Source organism: Weissella cibaria KACC 11862 (assembly GCF_000193635.1).
Taxonomy (GTDB): domain Bacteria; phylum Bacillota; class Bacilli; order Lactobacillales; family Lactobacillaceae; genus Weissella; species Weissella cibaria.
This window is the reverse complement of sequence record NZ_AEKT01000012.1, coordinates 81,748-98,815: the sequence shown is the minus strand read 5'-3', so window position 1 is coordinate 98,815 and position 17,068 is coordinate 81,748. Positions and strand designations below refer to the sequence as shown.

Annotated in this window: 19 protein-coding genes; 1 reads left to right on the top strand and 18 read right to left on the bottom strand. The window is 44.0% G+C overall.

The window, feature by feature from the left end; translation table 11 throughout:
- The 10 genes from ESE_RS0102255 to ESE_RS0102210 all read right to left on the bottom strand — a co-directional run.
- Positions 1 to 203, bottom strand: a 203-nt coding sequence (locus tag ESE_RS0102255; protein WP_010370555.1) for a hypothetical protein, incomplete at its 3' end; no start/stop codon positions are given.
- 18 nt (positions 204 to 221) lie between these two features.
- The gene (locus ESE_RS0102250; RefSeq protein WP_010370551.1) at positions 222 to 938 is read right to left on the bottom strand and encodes an EAL domain-containing protein; all 717 of its coding nucleotides are present in this window, start codon (positions 936 to 938) and stop codon (positions 222 to 224) included.
- 188 nt (positions 939 to 1,126) lie between these two features.
- A complete protein-coding gene (locus tag ESE_RS0102245) occupies positions 1,127 to 1,846 on the bottom strand; it encodes a PucR family transcriptional regulator (protein WP_010370548.1) in 720 nt (239 codons plus the stop codon).
- 326 nt (positions 1,847 to 2,172) lie between these two features.
- Positions 2,173 to 2,973 carry a transposase gene (locus ESE_RS12450; RefSeq protein WP_029237432.1) on the bottom strand — a complete coding sequence of 267 codons (801 nt, stop codon included), beginning with the start codon at positions 2,971 to 2,973 and terminating at the stop codon, positions 2,173 to 2,175.
- On the bottom strand, positions 2,974 to 3,144 hold the full coding sequence (locus tag ESE_RS12445) for a hypothetical protein (RefSeq protein ID WP_223822989.1): 171 nt from the start codon (positions 3,142 to 3,144) through the stop codon (positions 2,974 to 2,976). It abuts the gene before it with no gap.
- A gap of 42 nt (positions 3,145 to 3,186) precedes the next feature.
- Positions 3,187 to 3,396 carry a transposase gene (locus tag ESE_RS12440; protein ID WP_010370545.1) on the bottom strand — a complete coding sequence of 70 codons (210 nt, stop codon included), beginning with the start codon at positions 3,394 to 3,396 and terminating at the stop codon, positions 3,187 to 3,189.
- A gap of 60 nt (positions 3,397 to 3,456) precedes the next feature.
- On the bottom strand, positions 3,457 to 3,708 hold the full coding sequence (locus ESE_RS12435) for a transposase (RefSeq protein ID WP_010370542.1): 252 nt from the start codon (positions 3,706 to 3,708) through the stop codon (positions 3,457 to 3,459).
- Between the two features lie 184 nt (positions 3,709 to 3,892).
- A complete protein-coding gene (locus tag ESE_RS0102220; protein WP_010370539.1) occupies positions 3,893 to 5,371 on the bottom strand; it encodes a helix-turn-helix domain-containing protein in 1,479 nt (492 codons plus the stop codon).
- A gap of 297 nt (positions 5,372 to 5,668) precedes the next feature.
- Positions 5,669 to 5,806 carry a hypothetical protein gene (locus ESE_RS12225; protein ID WP_010370536.1) on the bottom strand — a complete coding sequence of 46 codons (138 nt, stop codon included), beginning with the start codon at positions 5,804 to 5,806 and terminating at the stop codon, positions 5,669 to 5,671.
- A 116-nt stretch (positions 5,807 to 5,922) separates the two neighbouring features.
- Positions 5,923 to 7,665 (bottom strand): helix-turn-helix domain-containing protein, encoded by a 1,743-nt coding sequence (locus ESE_RS0102210; protein ID WP_123157485.1) that lies wholly within the window; start codon positions 7,663 to 7,665, stop codon positions 5,923 to 5,925.
- Between the two features lie 263 nt (positions 7,666 to 7,928).
- On the opposite strand from ESE_RS0102210, the gene ESE_RS0102205 reads away from it, so the two are divergent.
- Positions 7,929 to 9,167, top strand: a complete 1,239-nt coding sequence (locus tag ESE_RS0102205) for an aminopeptidase (RefSeq protein ID WP_010370530.1) — start codon at positions 7,929 to 7,931, stop codon at positions 9,165 to 9,167.
- A 59-nt stretch (positions 9,168 to 9,226) separates the two neighbouring features.
- Here ESE_RS0102205 and ESE_RS12220 read toward each other — a convergent pair whose 3' ends face one another.
- From ESE_RS12220 to coaA, 8 genes are all read right to left on the bottom strand, one after another.
- On the bottom strand, positions 9,227 to 10,345 hold the full coding sequence (locus ESE_RS12220; protein ID WP_010370527.1) for a CAP domain-containing protein: 1,119 nt from the start codon (positions 10,343 to 10,345) through the stop codon (positions 9,227 to 9,229).
- Between the two features lie 171 nt (positions 10,346 to 10,516).
- A complete protein-coding gene (locus tag ESE_RS0102195; protein WP_128735734.1) occupies positions 10,517 to 10,840 on the bottom strand; it encodes a DUF1828 domain-containing protein in 324 nt (107 codons plus the stop codon).
- Positions 10,841 to 10,998: 158 nt separating this feature from the next.
- Positions 10,999 to 11,895, bottom strand: a complete 897-nt coding sequence (locus ESE_RS0102190) for an RluA family pseudouridine synthase (protein WP_010370522.1) — start codon at positions 11,893 to 11,895, stop codon at positions 10,999 to 11,001.
- A 74-nt stretch (positions 11,896 to 11,969) separates the two neighbouring features.
- Positions 11,970 to 12,170, bottom strand: coding sequence for a cold-shock protein (locus ESE_RS0102185; RefSeq protein ID WP_003610350.1), 201 nt, complete (start codon positions 12,168 to 12,170; stop codon positions 11,970 to 11,972).
- A gap of 251 nt (positions 12,171 to 12,421) precedes the next feature.
- Positions 12,422 to 13,174 carry a DUF4811 domain-containing protein gene (locus ESE_RS0102180; RefSeq protein WP_010370513.1) on the bottom strand — a complete coding sequence of 251 codons (753 nt, stop codon included), beginning with the start codon at positions 13,172 to 13,174 and terminating at the stop codon, positions 12,422 to 12,424.
- A 1-nt stretch (position 13,175) separates the two neighbouring features.
- Positions 13,176 to 14,729: an MDR family MFS transporter gene (locus ESE_RS11325; protein ID WP_010370511.1), complete on the bottom strand. Its 1,554-nt coding sequence runs from the start codon at positions 14,727 to 14,729 to the stop codon at positions 13,176 to 13,178.
- A 214-nt stretch (positions 14,730 to 14,943) separates the two neighbouring features.
- Positions 14,944 to 15,744, bottom strand: a complete 801-nt coding sequence (locus ESE_RS0102170; RefSeq protein ID WP_010370508.1) for a LysM peptidoglycan-binding domain-containing protein — start codon at positions 15,742 to 15,744, stop codon at positions 14,944 to 14,946.
- Positions 15,745 to 16,119: 375 nt separating this feature from the next.
- Positions 16,120 to 17,064 carry a type I pantothenate kinase gene (gene coaA / locus ESE_RS0102165; RefSeq protein WP_010370505.1) on the bottom strand — a complete coding sequence of 315 codons (945 nt, stop codon included), beginning with the start codon at positions 17,062 to 17,064 and terminating at the stop codon, positions 16,120 to 16,122.
- Between the last annotated feature and the right edge of the window lie 4 nt (positions 17,065 to 17,068).

The following is a 17,068-nucleotide window of genomic DNA, read 5'->3' as shown; positions in this document are numbered from 1 at the left end:
TGTAAATCATTAAACACAATTTTGGCAATCACTAACCAGGCCACGAAATTCAAGGTATACGTAACCAGATACATTGTTTGGTTATTCATAAAACGTCGTTGCAAACCAAATTGCATGATAAAAATGACGCCAATAATCGAAGGTAAACATAGTAATTTGGCAATCATATGCTCACCAATAAATTCGTAAATTAACGTTTCCAAATGCTCAGTCCCTCCGAATTAGAATGTAATCGGTTCAACGTTTACCGGACTTGAGTAATAGAAAGATTGTTGCCGCCATGACGTTGGCAAATCTTTTATCAAATCACTATCTTCAACTCCTTCAATAACGACCTCTAAGGCCATATCATCGATGGCTGTCACAATCAAATTAATAATGTCGATGATGGTATCGATCGGTAAGAAACGCTTGAGATGCAAGACAGAAATCTTAATTCGACTAATCAGGTGTGGCACCTCAAACAAACCAGCCAACGAATTGACGCCCGCTAAGAAATCGTCAAGCACCAACTGATAGCCAAGCGCGGATAATCGTTCTAGCTGTACTTTGGGTAAGAATTCGTCGTATGCATTCGTCCGATTCAGCGGTAACCGTTCTGTGAGTTCAAGCTTTAATCGTGACCGCAGCGCTGGATCAATCTGTTCAAATAGCGTAAAGGTTTCCTCATAAAACAATTCCTGATAATCCAAATTAAATGAAAATGTATAGTTGGGATTATGACTCAAAACCTTTGGCAGAATGACTGCAAGCTCTGTAACATATTGCTTATGCTGGTCATGATCTGTCATCGTTGTGATAAATTCTTGATAAGGAAATCTTGCCACCCCATCAATATCGCGGCGCATCAATAGCTCATATTCTTTACTTGTCTTTCCTTCCAAGGCAATAATTTGCTGTCCTTGGAAATATAACTTACTTTGTACTTTGTCAGTCATACATGACTCCTTTATTGTTGTCATTCAAGTATGCCTGTATTTCGGAATACTAACCGGCTCATTTTTACGTTAGCCTTGTTGCGAACTCGCAACTTGGTTTTTCGAAAAAAATAGTCAGCCCCTTAAACGTACAAAAGGCAGTCACCTCGCTGTGTGACTGCCAATTTACCCGGTATTTATATTTACTATTAACTCGTCGCCACATCACGTGCCTGCAAGTCAGTGGTTATTCGTTGCAATTGCGCGGTTAGCGCCGGTACTATGACGGCCGTCTTCAGCCGCATATATGACACAAGCAGCGGTAAGATTTCAGCAGGTACCCGCGGATTCAAATCCGTTAATTGGGCAATTTTGTCTAGCCGATATTGGACTGTTCGCCGATGAACATGCAAGGTGTCACTTAATTCACTCATTGAATGACCTAACGTGCCGTACAGCCACAAGGTAACCTGGACTTCCTCATCGACCCGATCCTTTAAGAATTGTTCGACCTGCGGATAGGCGACACCAGCTTCCACAACTTGCGCCAAATCAACTACGTCTTCGTAAAAGACAATTTTCATTTCCTCAATTACCGGACTGGTTAATGCTAACGCAAACACCGCCTCTTTGATGCTTTTTGTTAAATCAAAGTGTGGCCGACTAACCCCCGCTAAGGCATGTTCCGGCAACGTTGCCAAAAATTCATGTACCCCCGTCAACGGAAAAATATAAACCCGTCGTAAGTGATCCAAGTCAAAAGCTAAGCGCTGATTTGGCAAATGATTGCGGTTCCCCTCGACCACAATTGCCACATATTGTTCACTAAAATCCACACCGTACGCCCGTGCTTTCTGAACAAACCGATCATCAACAGTGTAATCATAATCTGACATGATTAACCATTGTTGTATAAATGTCTCAAGCATAGTTGTGCCCTCCATAGATTTTCTTTGACCTGTCACTGCTTACCATTAAGTCTACATTGTTAACAAAAATTAAGCTGACTAAAAATTAAGCGCTTACATGAAAATCAGTTTGTTGGGTGGCTGGCAGTCGTATCATCGCTACACCAATTCCCTGACAACGGCGGCCAAGATAGTCTATCGTTGGTTTATATTCATTCCTGACAAACACCCAAAACATCAAAAAAAGAGGCTGGGACAGAACAGTTCCAGCTGAAAATGAAAAAGGAGAAGAAAATCCGGTGGATTTACTTCTCCTTCTTTCTTTTTTATCCAAAATAAACGGGATGTTATCCCGCCATGATGGCCATATTCATGGCCATAATAACCAGTCCGGTTTCTATTTTCACCTTTCGCAGACCGCGAACCATGAATCTGCCCACGCCAAAATGAGCCTTCATTCGACCGAAAACTGGCTCGTTATCAATCTTACGACGTGCGTAGATTGAAGCGTTGATTTCGTCAGAGAGGCTTTCTCGCATGCGTGCTTTCTGATACCCCCATGAGGGGTTAATATTGATTTGGCGAACGTTTCCACCCTTTGTATATACCGCTGGAATATCTTGGTTATTTTCGTCCTTTTCTTCCGCGCGATAAACTTGGAAATCGCGGGCCTTGCCATTCTTATCCGTGCGATGACTATAATTGCGCCATTTGAAAACGACGCCGTCGTTATCCGTATACTCATCAGCTTTTTCATCGTCAGACCAGTTCATGACCCTGCTGTCATCACTACGCCACTTACGACTAGCTTCGCGAAGCATTGTGTTGTAGGGAATGAGTGCTGTTACTTCTGGCATTTCATCTTCGAAGAATCGATAGTTAGCTTCGGATACATAACCCATGTCAGCTACGACAACTGAACCCAGTGTTCCTGCGTTATTCATTTTCTTGACTAGTGGAATAAGCGTTCTTGCATCAGTCGGATTTTGGAATACAACATATCCAATAACCATTTGATTGCTGACAGCAGATGGTACATTATAGGCCGGCTTAAGCTGGCCATTCATCATCGGATCTTCCTTTACGCGCATAAACGTGGCGTCGGTATCTGTTTTAGAATAGCTGTTACGATTACCGAACGTATCCATTTAATTTTCGTATTGCTCATTCTTATCGCGTATTTCTTTCAGCTTGCGAGTTTGAGATTTCATAGTACGCCGTTCTTGCTTAGCTGGATTTGGTGATACCTTTTTGGTTTTTTCGACAGCTTGGTTTAGCTCATCAATATGCATCTCTAACCGTGCAATAACATCATCCATATAATCAAACGACAATTCGGTTTCTTCATGAAAGAAATCCGCTTATGATGCTTTGATTTCTTCGAGAAGCGCAACTGCTTTGGCTTTGTTCAGTTCGCTAAAACGAAGGGTGTTCTTACGCCAAACAAACGAGTACTTGTTAGCGTTGGCCAGAATCTTCGTCCCATCGATAAACAAGACATTATCAATGACGCCTGCGGCGACTAGTTGCTCACGCAACTTTGTAAACATCTCTAATATGATTTGCTCCATACGACCATCAGCTCTAAAACGATTAATTGTTCGATATGATGGAACTTGTCCTTGAGTTAATCACATGGCTACCTTATTTTCATCCGCAAATCGTTCTATCATACGACCATATCGAATTCCACGAGTATACGCAAAAAGAACCAACTTAAGTAATAGACGTGGGTGATAAGGATATCGTCCCGTCGTGTACTCATCCGTAAAATCCAATGATTCTACAAGCTGGTTAATCTGATATGCTGGGTGGTTTTCTTCAGGTTCATATGCAGTTGGGATATCCAACATTAGCTGATTCATGCTATAATTGTTATACATTGTTTGGTTCAGTCCTTCCGAGACAGAAATCGTAGACGTTGAGTGGCCGCTCAACGTCTTTTTCTTTGCCTTTATTACTACTATTATACCAAAAAGCAGGCGCAAGCCCTTGATAGACATGGTTTTGCGCCTGCTTTTTATTCAAAATATTCAGCTAAGTTTTGTCCCAGCCTCTCTTATATACTTATATCTTGCCGGTCAATGCTTGGAAACGCTGCACAGTTAATTCGATTAACTTTTCATGCAACGCTTTTTCTTCCGGGTTTTCTGGGAATGACCGCCAGGCAAATCCCGGCACTTGGCTATCGAGTTGCACATCAGAAATGTATAGGTCCGTTTCTGATGTAAATTCGGTGGTGATATTAAGGTTAACTGATTGCCATTTTGCAAGCCGCTCAATAATAATTTGTTCGAGTGCCGGCATATCAATCATATCGACGGTGACATTAATCACCGGCAAGATTTCACTATTATTCAATACAAGCACAAATGTATTCAGATACTCATTAAAGATGGCCGTTGATACTTCTGCTTCTGATAAGCCAAAGTGTGGTGCAATATGGGCAACGACTCGTTCTGTAAATGCCGTGTGAATTGGAAACGTACTCATCGAGAATTGACGATTAATTGGGTGCGTAATGCCATTTTGTCTGAAGAACAGCATCCGGAAATTCAACGAGAAGAGTGCTTTTTGAATTAACTCTAATTCTGGTTGTGATAACGACAAGCCAAAAAAATCTTGATAAACTTCGCAAACGTCATCATAAATTTCCTGGAATTTCCGGCGGACATCCGGTACCAGGTTGGCAACTCGGTATGAACCTGAACCGATGCCTAGTGAATAAATCGATCCTAAGCCAAAACGTAACTCTTCGTCAAACCACGGCGCCTGATTATCAAAGGAAAGCGTAATCACCTCACGCAATTTATCGATAATCATCCGCGCATGTCGTGACAAGTCCGCATCTGGCTTAAAGAGTTGATGGTTATAATCACCAATAACGTGACCGTGCTTCAAGCGAGTATACCAAATACCAAAAAAGATGCGGAATGCTTTCTTCACAGTCGTCCGGATGTGCGTTTGTTCTTCAATAATCGCCTCAACCTTATCAGTTGCTGCTTGCACATCCGCTGGAAACGGCGTTGGCTGATCGGCATAGGCAGTATACAATGCCTCAAACAGCAGAATTCGAATATTTCGTTCATCCCCAACTAATTGATAATCGTCAGAAATTTGGATACCAGACTTTTCAAGTTCCTCACCAACTTCGACCTTAGTCACACGGACAACCGTTGTACTCGATGAGTGACGCAAGGCAATCATTTCATTAGACTGCGCCACTTCTAAGAAAATATCCATTAGCACATCGAATTGTAATGAATTTCGAATGTACTCCCCTAATAAAGCTGTATCACTAATTGTTTGTAACTGATCAACTTGTAATGCCCGGTTTGAATCAACTAGTCGGAGATACACAATGTTCCCGTCCCCAACTTGTTGGTAATCAACACGCAATGTTTCCACGTTTTGCAAGACCATATACCGTGACCACCCTAAATCAGCCATGATGTCTTTAATTAGGACAGCATGGCTTGACTTGCTCGTCAAATATCGATGTAATGCTAAACGTTCTTGATCTTTCTTAGGTAATAGCCACTCCATAATCGCATTCTCTCACTTCTATCTTCGTTCAATATGCTTAGTTTAGTCGGTTATTGTTTTTTGATTTCGCGGGATTATTTTTTCGTATGAAAAATATTAGTTAACAGTGCCATTTATTCAATCTCACAAAAAGAGCGATTCATCCGAATCGCTCACAAACCAATCTCATATATACCATAGGGGTTACTGATGGTACAAGCTTATCTTACCGAAGTGATTGGCAATATGCCGACGTAACATTTTTCTATTTTTAATAATTTAGCTAAACTCCAAAGTTTCCAACTAGTTTTCATTATATCAAATGTTTAACGGTATTTGCAAATATCGACTCATAATCGTCTGCGACAACTCAACCGATGCGCTAAACGCTTGCTGACTGCTCAACGTTGTCCCGAAAACAACCCCCACCACTGCCAATCTAAAAAACTTTTTCATGACTTTACCTCAACATATTGCTATTTTCTCCACGTGACAAATTCTATCATGTGAAAAAACGCACAGTTGACGAAAATTTTTGCCTGTAAAAAAATTCAAATAGGGTTATTCGGACGCTAACGGTATTGTTGCCACAGAGCATCATACCGTCTTTGATAGTACTGAACTAGCGGGCCATCACCCAGGAGGACGGCATAATTATTGTAGAGCCCTTTTAATTGGCGAATCGTTTCCAATGGATTAGCTGCAAACTGTTCGTATAGCCGATATGATTCAACCCGCCAACGCCAAGCAGTATAGCGTAACGTATTCGTTAATGACGGATTATTCGTTAAAGCCAGTCGGACAAGCTGACGGACACGGTCGAAATCTCCCTTGAAGAGTGCGCCGAAAATCGCATACTCTACCGCATCAATTTGGCGGTCGGTATAAACCCGTGTCGCCCGGTTATCCCGGTGATCTTGTCGCATTCGCCGAAACCACATCGCCAACTCATCCTCATTTGTCACCACCATTAAACCAACTTTAACGAGCCGATATTCCTTTTCATGCCACTCATCTAGCTCACGTAGCAGGTTGGCCACCGCCGTCGCGACCTGTGTGGCGCGTTCTGTGCCAAACCAAGTCACGTCCGCTCGTACAGCGGCGTAGACTTCGTTCTCGTAATAATCTTCAATGTCAGTAGCGCTTTGCCGTACGACGGCTGGTGAGACCACACTGTGTGACGCACCGTATAAATTTGTGCGTGCATTTTGTTCGTCCAATGGGAACCACATGAGCACCGCGACAATGTCCCCAGTGTCAAACCCAATAATGCGCATCAAATCTAACATCTCATCAATCATCAGGGTGCCCACATCTTCAAATACCCGGTACAACTTCGACTTTGAAAAACCCAGGGCTTCCAAACTCCGTACCCGGATATGCTTGTCTTTCAAACGCCGGCGTAACGCCTCGCCAAATGATTGACTTCGCGGTTGTAGCGTCAAATCAGTGATGATAGCTGGCAACGTCTCGGCCATTTTTTGCGCATGCAATTGTTGCTTACTTAATTGTAGCCGTGTCCAAACCGCCACCAGGGATGTTTGGACGGTGTTCATCGTCATTTCGCGCACGCCCATTTGTTGCGCAGCCATCAAAAAGACGCCAATTTCAGCCGCGACCACTTCTGAATCCATGGTTAAATAGGTGCGTAGCAACCCGGTAAATCGTTGCAGTAGCAAAATTTCTACATTTGAACGGCGTGCTGGCTGACGCATAATACCTTCTAAGGTCAGCCAGACGTCCGTCACGTTTAATTTTTTAGGCCAAATAACTGCCTGATTAAGCGCAGTCATATGAATCATTAAACTTGTTTCAAACAAATTACCAGGCATATAATCGCGGAAAACTTGGACATCATGAGCGAATTTTCGATAGAGTTTAAAAAAACGTTTTGGTGTTAGATCCGTTGCAATTAATGAAAAGACATGCATTTCAAAAATCGTGAATGCCTGAATGCTATTCAGTCGATCATATAAACGTTGTGTTTTGTCACGATAATCAACCCCACAGCGGCGATCGATGATGATGTCAATCACAATTGCCACCATTTCAGCCGTTGGATAACCAACCGATGCAGCAGTTTGTGCAATTTCCGCCTGTTTTTGACGTAATTCAGTTTCCGTACATTTTGCTAAGTCGCCAATACTCAGCTGATACGGATCAGCAATTACACCCGCAAACAATTCTGAAAACGACACTGCTAATAACTTTAATAAGCGAGATAAATCCACTACTGAGATTTGTGTCTCACCACGTACAAACCGATAGTATCGTGACCTTGAAATGCCGGCTCTTTCAATATCTTCAACCGTTATATTTTTTCATCCCGGAGCGCATTAATCCGCTCTGCTAATAGTACCTGTGACATTTTCAATCCCCGTTTTTCTCTGTCAGGCTACTTACTAATAATTCATTATATTAGAAAAATACAACAATTTGTGGAAACGGTTTCAAACATTTAGCGTAAAAGCATTTAGCCGACTTGTTGCGATTTCATGAACAACACCCCTTACCTATTTTGTATTCCAAATTTTTCAGGTAAAATGAGAACATCTTAATAAACAACGGGGTGCAACAGATGACACTAGAAAATTTTGATTTGTTATCACAAAAGTACGCTGACTTAATTACGTCAGTTGGGGTTAATGTCCAAAAGGGACAAGATATTGTCATCTATGCGGATGTCGCACAGGTGCCTTTGGTGCACAAAATTGTGGACTCGGCCTACAAACGTGGCGCAAACAACGTCATGATTGAATGGCAGGACATTCATGTGCAACGTGAATTTTTGCAACACGCCAACAACGATTCTTTGACGAACATCCCCACTTGGGTATCTGTTCGCGCTGAAGAATTGATGGCGAAGCATACGACGCGCATTTCACTGATTTCTGCCGATCCAGATGGTCTTGGTGCTGTTGATGGCGATCGCGTTTCGGCCTACCAACAAGCCTACCAACGCGCTAATCAAGCCGTTCGCAAGGCCACGATGAATAATGATGTGTCATGGTTAGTTGTTGCCGCGGCTGGTGAAGCCTGGGCTGAAAAAGTTTTCCCTGATTTAAAGGGTGAAGCTGCAACTGACCGTCTTTGGGAAGAAATCTTCAAGATCACTCGCGTTGGGGTTGCAAACGACGTCATCGCTGACTGGATGGCCCATGTGAATACTTTGAAAGAAAAGGCGCAATGGCTCAACGATTTGAACTTCAAGGAGTTACACTACAGCTCACCCATCACGGATTTAACAGTTGGGTTAGCCGAGGATCACGTGTGGGAAGCTGCTGACTCAATTGACAAGGCTGGTAACATGTTCGTCGCTAACATGCCAACTGAGGAAGTCTTCACCTCCCCTGACTACCGCAACATTCACGGTACCGTAACGTCAACAAAGCCATTATCATACGCAGGCGTTTTGATTAATGATATCAAGCTAACGTTCGTTGATGGCCACGTCACGGAAGCGCATGCCTCAACCGGCGAAGCAGTCCTACAACAATTGATCAAGACTGACGAAGGTGCTTCATCTTTGGGTGAGGTATCATTGGTACCAGATCCGTCACCAATTTCACAATCAGGCATTGTTTTCTACAACACTTTGATTGATGAAAATGCTTCTGACCACTTGGCACTTGGTGCAGCATACCCATTCAATTTGAAGGGTGGCACCCAAATGGACGTCGCTGCGCGTCAAGCAAAGGGCCAGAACGAGTCATTGGTTCACGTTGACTTCATGATGGGATCAGCCGATATGGATATCGACGGTATCACGTATGACGGTCAAGTCATCCCCGTCTTCCGCAATGGTGACTGGGCATAATCGCACACAAAAAGAAAAGCATCTGGTATTTGCAAACACCAGATGCTTTTTAATTATCATTAATTTGCTTCACCAACGATGACATTGCCAACAATCGCAATCCCAACACGTGAGTAGCCCGCATTCATTTCCCAATCACGGTGACCAGTTGTACCAACCGGCATCATGTTCGTCTCATTAAACCAAGCGTTTACAACCGACGTACCCGGGGCATAATCAATCGCTACGACTTCACCAGCGGTGCTGTAGTGATCACTCGCAACACCACCCAAGTTAGCCATTTGTTGGGCCCGTGCCTGTGCACGCGCTGCCAAATCGTTATCAAACGTCAATGGCGCCAACCCCTGTGACTGACGCAACGCATTCAAGGCATTAAATGTCGACATATCCGCGCTGCCAACCGTGGCTACCGTCGCCTCAGTCTGAACTTGTGACTCAGCCGTTACTTGTGCTTGGACGGTACTAGCTGCAGCTTGTTGTGATGATGCTTGCTCAGCCGCCACCTGAGCGGCTACGGCGGCTGAAGAAGCAGCTGCAAGTGCAGCCGATGCCGTTTGTTGCGCAGCAGCTTCAGAAGCGGCCGTCGCTTGTGACTCCGCGGCCGCCATTGATGCAGCGTCAGCTTGTGACTGTGCTACGCTAGCTGCGTATGACGCTGCTGCCGCCTGACTAGCAGCAATTGAAGCTGCTTCACTCGCTGCTTCAGAGGCCGCTACTTGACTGGCAGCAACTGAATCAGCAACCTGACTCGCTACGACTGCCTCTGACGTTGGTGTCGCAGTGCTGGTCGCAACAGCATCTTGCTCAGTCGTTGCGGTTTGCTCTGTAACACCTTGCGGTTGTACAGTCGCACCAGTAGTCGTTTGCGCCATAAAACTTTCATTTGCAAACAACACATCCGGATTTGCAATACCGAATTGGTTAACAAACGTATCCAAGTTCTCACCATTCGCTAAAGCTAATGCCCAAACAGTATCCCCATACTGCACGTTGTAATTTGCCAAACCACCCGCTTGTGCCAACTGATTGGTTACTTGTTGGACACCATTCGCTTGCCAAACGTCAGCTGACGCCTTGTCATTTGCTGTGATGGCCACGCCAGCAACCGTTGCTACCGTCGCCAACGCTACCCACTGCTTGCCTGATTTGTACATCTTCTTACGAGAAACCGTGTTCATATTTAATAAATCCCCTTGATAATCATATTCAAACCCGTTTTCTCTTTCTCTAACAAATATTAAGTTTAGCAACTCGTCTTAACAAATTCATTACAAACATAAATGTTTTTTATATATTAACCTTAAAAAGCGCCTAACCTCTCAGTGAGAAGTTAAGCGCTTTTTAGGGGCCTACTGTTGTAGGCGTTGAATCGTTTCGCACAACCGTGCAACATCGACATCATAATCTTCAAATTTCGTCTTCATATATAAGGAAGCATCGCGCTTGTCGAGTCGAACATCAGTCCCTTTCAACTGCGTTTTTACATCATTCAACTCCGAACGTGTTAACTCGCCACGACCTTCTGCCAAAGCTAGATCTTCCGTCACATAGCCACCATCTGAAATCCGCAACTGCGATCCAAAAAGACTTGATTCCTCATACACATAAAGCGTAATTGGCAATCCTTCGACATCCAAGTACGACGTCTCAATTTTTACAATATCTGCTGTCATCTTTTCAAACCTCGGTTTTGGACCATTTTCGCTACGCCACGCATTCTCTAGTTGCGTGATATCAATCATATTGACCTGTCCAAAATTTTCTCTCTTACAGAAGTATAGCACAATCCGGAATATATGAAAAACTTTGCATTCTCAACACCGTACACGGATTATTTTCGCAGATTACGCGGAAATGTCGGCGGTAAAGGCGCTCCAACTGACTTCACATCGTTAGTAAACGGAATTGGTAGTTGAATCGCTGCCGCATGCAGTAATAAGCCATCTGAATAATTACTGTCTGGGTTATACAGCGGATCACCAACTAACGGGTAGCCGAGGTGCTTCATGTGTAAACGAATCTGGTGTGTACGTCCCGTCGCTAATGCAAGCCTTACGAGCGTATTTTGGTAGACCGTATGAACCTTGTGCCAATAGGTAACTGCCGGACGCGCATTAGGCCCGTTGACCGTCCGTGTGCGTGAATCTACTGGATTATCGCCAATTGGTGCATCAATAGTGCCACTTGTTGCGGTAATGTTGCCACATACCCACGCCAGGTACGTTCGCTTGATAGTCTTGTCACGCAACATTTGGTTTAACATCGGCACAACATAAGGATTTTTAGCTATAATTAACGCCCCTGTCGTGTCGCCATCCAACCGATGCACCATATACGCCGATTTGCCCTGCTCTGCTAAATAAGCCTGCGCAAAATTCATCATGGTGCCATCTTCACCTGGCGAATTCGGATGGGTTTTGACACCCTTTCGTTTATTCACAACAATTAAATCATCATTTTCAAACAATACATCTAATGGCTGACTAGCATCTGGGACGTAATGCGAATCCGCCACTTCAAAATCCGCCGGCAACCAGGTCATATCGAGGACGTCACCCGGCTTTAAACGCGTTGAGGTCGGTTGGTAAACGCCATTTAATAAGATACGCCGCCCCATTCTAAAATTGCCTCTGATGCGTCGTGGCACTTGCCAAGCCGTTAACTGTTCTTTAATTGAAATTGCCGGTTGATCTGCTGGTAAAACAACACGCTTCGTCCACACTGTCATTACACCCACTGCTCCTTTTAAAACTGCAAACAAAAAGGCAACCTGATGATTACCAGGTTGCCTTTAAGCCGTTATTACAACTTAGTAACGTTAGCAGCTTGCAAGCCACGGTCACCTTGTTGAACTTCGAATGATACAGCTTGTCCTTCTTCCAATGACTTGAAGCCGTCACCTTGGATAGCTGAGAAGTGAACGAATACATCGTCACCTGACTCACGTGAAAGGAAACCGAATCCCTTGTCTGCGTTAAACCACTTTACTGTTCCTTGTTCCATGTCTGAAACCTCCTGGCAATTATTGCCGAATTTTTTAATAATCTAAATATGACGATGCCAGATATTTCTGTGAAACATAAAACAAAATCCTTTAAACTATGTACATAAGTATAACACGCTTATCCAAAGAAAGATACCCAAAGTTTTAAATTAAATATTTTAATCTTATCCAAAAAAGCCGTCGGTCTATGATTGGTATAAATTTTGAAACAAAAACGGACATTCTGACTGTGTCAGGATGTCCGTTTCGTTTACTTTAGCATCGCCTTCATTGCCTCAGCCGTTAGTTCAGCCGTCACCTTTGTGGTGTACGCCTTAACTTCGTCTTGTGAAGCCTTTGGGTTAGCTTGCATGAACGCAGCAATCTTTGCAGAAGCCGCAGCCTTTAGTTGTTCTTGTTGTGCTTGCGCAGCAGCAGGATTAGCCGCAGCCGCCTTTTGCTTCGCTTGTACAGCCTTTGATTGTGCCGGCGTCATAACCACCCACGTATCCTTAGGCAACTTAACAACTGTTTGTTGCTTATACAATGAGTGGCCTTCACCACCAAACCCAAACATCAACTTAAAGAAATCGTTTTGCCACTCCCAACGAGTCGTCTTAGTCGTGACCGTTGCCTTATCAGCATCGATCAACTTATAAGTCGCCGTCTTCTTAACCGCCTCTACAATGTGATTCTTGTTAGGCACAAAGTGAGCCGTTGGCTTAGCGTTTTCTTTATCGGCGTAAATCATAACATAGTTGTTTGACTTTGTCCCCAATGCTTGGGCAATCATCATACCAGCTGGAACCTTAGAACCACCGGCAGAATAAATTGTCTTGGTTTCCGTCTTAGTAACCTTCTCCATACCGAAATGGTTGTTGAAGTTCGCTACCAACATCAAAACTGTCGCCAGTAGTAATCCACCTGAAATCAAGCCAGATGTTACACGAGCAGGGACATTTTCAATCTTAATCCAAGAAATAAACGTCAAAATGGCGAAGACTGCCAAAAGGATAATAACCATCTTATTCAGCCTCCTTCATTTGTGGGTCAACCGGCTTGTGGTTTGAATAACCGGCTGCCTTAATGGCCCCACCCTTCAAGAACATCGCAACGACGATACCAACGATGGCAAATCCCAAACCGATGGCAAATGATACGTGGAATCCCTTCATTGAAGCGTCCAAGTAATCCGCCCCGTACTGGAGTGGGTTCGTCTTTGACAATGCCTTAGCAGGCTCATTATTTGAAATCACATTTTGTGTTACTGATGACAGCAAGGCCACAACAACGGCTGACGCAACTTGGCGGGCCGTGTTGTTAGCAGCTGTTGCGTGTGGTGCCTCAGCTGGTGGCAATACTGACATGGCCATCGCCGTCAACGGCATCATTGCCATGGCGATACCAAACATACGAACCGCGTACAAAGCGGTAATGAAGTGTGCTGGTGTTGACGCCGTCAAGAATAGGAACGGTACTGTTCCAATGGCCAAGATTGAGAAACCAGTCAAGGCCAAACGCTTAGCCCCGATCTTATCGTAGGCTGAACCAGCGATTGGCGCCATGATACCCATCATCAAAGCCCCAGGCAACAACGTCAATCCTGATTCCAATGGTGACATGGTGTGAACGTTTTGCAAGTACGTTGGCAACATCATTTCGACACCCATCATCGCCATCATTGCCATCATAACTGACACAGTCGTCAACGCGAATTGGTGGTTCTTAAAGACCTTCACGTCAACAAATGGTTCATCCAACTTCAATTGGCGTACGACGAACAAAACGATGAACAACAAACCAACAATCATTGGCAAGATAACGTTCTTAAAGTCGCCCCAACCATCAGTCGCCACATTAGTAAATGACCACAAGAAGATTCCGAACCCAAGCGTTGAGATAATCAATGATGGCACATCCAACTTCATCTTACGGTTAGGAATAACATTCTTAATAAAGAATGGTGATGCGATAATTACCAATGCCAAAACAAACATTGGCAAGTAGAAAATCGTCCGCCAAGAGTCAGAAATCGTCAGACCCAAGAAGTGGTGATTCTTTTCCAAAATCCATCCAGACAACGTTGGTCCAATGGCAGGTGCCAAACCAATGACAATACCATTAATTCCCATGGCTGCCCCACGCTCTTCGGCTGGGAAGATGTTCACCATTACCACCTGCATCAACGGCATAGTCACACCCACCGCGATGGCCACCAGGATACGTCCCAGCAAGAACATCCACCACATATCGTGGTGTGCGGGTGTAAAGGCCGTCGTTGCCATACCGGCAAACAACATCAAGTACGCGAAAATGTACAAGACCTTAGATGGAATACGCGTTGATAGGTACGCAGAAACTGGCATCATAATACCATTAGCTAACAAGAACCATGTCGTTGCTTGTTGGGCCGTGGCTAACGTGATATCAAAATCGCGCATCAAAGTTGGGATTGCGGTACCCAACGAAGTTTGCATTAACACACCAGCGAAAGTACCGATCAAGAGCACTGCCACCATGGCAGAGCGACTAAATGGGTTTCCGTTGATGTCCATAGCAACACTTTTATTTTTTGCCATGTCATCCTCCAATTGTTCTATTTAATTATAAGTGCATCAATTTGACAAGAATTAATTGTAAAGCTACTTAACAAACTTTGCAAGTATTTTTGTCAACTTTTTTGACAAAGATTGCCGATTGTTTCACAAAGAAGTGCCGTAATAAGACACAAAAAGTGCTCGGCCACCGAAGGGCCAAGCACTTTTTTAATAATCTATTTAAATGGGGTAAATCTTACCACCAACCGTTAGCGGCACGGAATTGTACGGCACCGTCAACTGAACCGTAACGTGAAACGGCGTAGTTAACCAAACCATTAGTTTGCGTGGCAACGTCACCCGTTCCCCAGCCTTCCTTAGTTTGACCCAATCCCATGTAACCGTTTGGTGAAACGGCGTTAGGGTTACCACCTGATTCAGGCATTACGATGTTTTGCCACAAGGCATCAGTACCACCGTTAGCAATGAATTGGTCATAAACTGAACCACCAGCGGCTGGTGCGGCTGCAGGAGCAGCTTGTTGTGCAACTGGCTCAGCTTGCTCAGCAACGGCAGTATCTTGTGCAACTGGTTGTGCTTGAACTGAAGCAGCAGCGGCTTCTGACTCAGCAGCCTTTGAGGCAGCAGCTTCTGAAGCGGCAACTGATGATGCAACGGCCTCTGAAGCAGCGGCAGATGATGCGGCAGCTTCTGATGCAGCAGTCATTGAAGCAACAGCTTCTGACATTGCTGATGAAGCAGCATCTGATGCAGCGCTGTTAGCTGATGATGCAGCAGTCGTGTTCAACGCATTTTCATTAAGCTCTTCTTGCGTTGGCACTTCGATTTGTTGATCAGCAAAAATCATGTTTGCGTCAGTAATCTTGTTAGTCTTAACCAAGTCTTCAACAGTCAAGTTAAACTTGTCTGCCAATTCTGACAACGTGTCGCCCTTTTGAACCGTGTATGTTGAAGCGGCGTTTGCAACAGTTTGGCCTGCAACCAATACTGAAGCCAAACCGGCGATCGTCAATGCTGTTTCTTTCATCTTACTCATAATCAGTTAAACACTCCTAAGGATTGTATCTATGTCGTGCGAACCCTATTGCTCAAGCACGTTCTCTTATATGAGGCTTCTTCCTTGCCTCAACCACAAGACATAGTTTACCAAGCTGAGCAGGCTTAAAATTACACATTCATTACATAACATGTCTAGAAACAATATCATGACCCCTTTTTGTGTCATATTAACGTTACATAAGGTGTGTTACACGTGTAAACCATTGATATATAGGTATTTCCCGCCATTTAATTAACCGGTTAAATAACATGTTTTTTGTAACTTAAATTGATAAATAAAAGCCGGAAAACGTTGATTTCCTGGCTTTTGTCTATTTTTGTCACATTCATGACACGTTGAAAAGTAATGAAATCAGAATTTACGTAACCAAATTTCGTTAATTCCGTGTCCCATCGCCTTATGAAGAATTAAATCAGCTCGTTCACGCGTTGGTAAAATGTAGTCCGTTAGGTTCGGTAAGTTAACCGTTTCCCAGACGCGACGCGCACCAGCTACCGCTTCAGCTACTGGAATTTGCGTATAAGGAAAGAAGAAATTCGTTGGATCTGCCTCTTCCTTTGCCTGTTGCAGCAACGCCTCAAATCGATCAATGTACCAATGCTCAATTAATGATGTCTCTGCATCCACATATAACGACAAATCAAAGAAGTCTGACAAGTAGACTGGCGAATTAGGCGCCGCTTGTAACGTATTAATACCCTCGACAATAAAAATCTCTGGGCGCTTAAACGTGTCGAATTCATTCACTAAGACATCTGATATGTCGTGCGAATAGCGTGGTGACCGAACGACTTCATCACCATCTTTAACGTTATTCATAAATTCAAGCAGCGCTGGCATATCGTATGATTCTGGGAAACCCTTCCGATCAAAAATACCTTGTGCTTGCAATTCTTCATTAGGCAACAAGAAACCATCCGTTGTCGTTAAGGCAACGTTTTGTTCACCATACTCCGCTTGCAACATGTATTGGAGCAACCGGGCTGTGGTTGATTTACCAACAGCCACCGAACCAGCAATGCCAATAACAAACGGGCTTGGCTTAATTGCGCGACCTAAAAAGCGCTCACGTTCTTCACGATCACGCAAATACTGTGCATGGCGCAACTTAATGTAATGGACCAATGGATCATAAACATCGGCGACATCACTCATTGAAATTTGGTCATTAAACGCTTTAATTTCTCCCAATACCTTTGGTGTGACGTGAGATGTATCTCGGTCAGCTGCAGGCACGACTAATTCGTGCCATTCATCACGCTGAAATACCGCATAATTAAACGGTGCCTCACTCATGGTT

What these genes read in the sequence shown, in the direction of transcription:
- coaA (WP_010370505.1), bottom strand. Translation starts at nt 17,064, where the DNA reads ATGAGTGAGGCACCGTTTAATTATGCGGTATTTCAGCGTGATGAATGG.
- ESE_RS12450 (WP_029237432.1), bottom strand. Translation starts at nt 2,973, where the DNA reads ATGGATACGTTCGGTAATCGTAACAGCTATTCTAAAACAGATACCGAC.
- ESE_RS0102195 (WP_128735734.1), bottom strand. Translation starts at nt 10,840, where the DNA reads ATGACAGCAGATATTGTAAAAATTGAGACGTCGTACTTGGATGTCGAA.
- ESE_RS0102180 (WP_010370513.1), bottom strand. Translation starts at nt 13,174, where the DNA reads ATGGTTATTATCCTTTTGGCAGTCTTCGCCATTTTGACGTTTATTTCT.
- ESE_RS0102250 (WP_010370551.1), bottom strand. Translation starts at nt 938, where the DNA reads ATGACTGACAAAGTACAAAGTAAGTTATATTTCCAAGGACAGCAAATT.
- ESE_RS12225 (WP_010370536.1), bottom strand. Translation starts at nt 5,806, where the DNA reads ATGAAAAAGTTTTTTAGATTGGCAGTGGTGGGGGTTGTTTTCGGGACA.
- ESE_RS0102190 (WP_010370522.1), bottom strand. Translation starts at nt 11,895, where the DNA reads ATGACAGTGTGGACGAAGCGTGTTGTTTTACCAGCAGATCAACCGGCA.
- ESE_RS12435 (WP_010370542.1), bottom strand. Translation starts at nt 3,708, where the DNA reads ATGTATAACAATTATAGCATGAATCAGCTAATGTTGGATATCCCAACT.
- ESE_RS0102185 (WP_003610350.1), bottom strand. Translation starts at nt 12,170, where the DNA reads ATGGAACAAGGAACAGTAAAGTGGTTTAACGCAGACAAGGGATTCGGT.
- ESE_RS0102220 (WP_010370539.1), bottom strand. Translation starts at nt 5,371, where the DNA reads ATGGAGTGGCTATTACCTAAGAAAGATCAAGAACGTTTAGCATTACAT.
- ESE_RS12445 (WP_223822989.1), bottom strand. Translation starts at nt 3,144, where the DNA reads ATGGATGATGTTATTGCACGGTTAGAGATGCATATTGATGAGCTAAAC.
- ESE_RS11325 (WP_010370511.1), bottom strand. Translation starts at nt 14,729, where the DNA reads ATGGCAAAAAATAAAAGTGTTGCTATGGACATCAACGGAAACCCATTT.
- ESE_RS12440 (WP_010370545.1), bottom strand. Translation starts at nt 3,396, where the DNA reads ATGGAGCAAATCATATTAGAGATGTTTACAAAGTTGCGTGAGCAACTA.
- ESE_RS0102170 (WP_010370508.1), bottom strand. Translation starts at nt 15,744, where the DNA reads ATGAGTAAGATGAAAGAAACAGCATTGACGATCGCCGGTTTGGCTTCA.
- ESE_RS0102205 (WP_010370530.1), top strand. Translation starts at nt 7,929, where the DNA reads ATGACACTAGAAAATTTTGATTTGTTATCACAAAAGTACGCTGACTTA.
- ESE_RS12220 (WP_010370527.1), bottom strand. Translation starts at nt 10,345, where the DNA reads ATGAACACGGTTTCTCGTAAGAAGATGTACAAATCAGGCAAGCAGTGG.
- ESE_RS0102245 (WP_010370548.1), bottom strand. Translation starts at nt 1,846, where the DNA reads ATGCTTGAGACATTTATACAACAATGGTTAATCATGTCAGATTATGAT.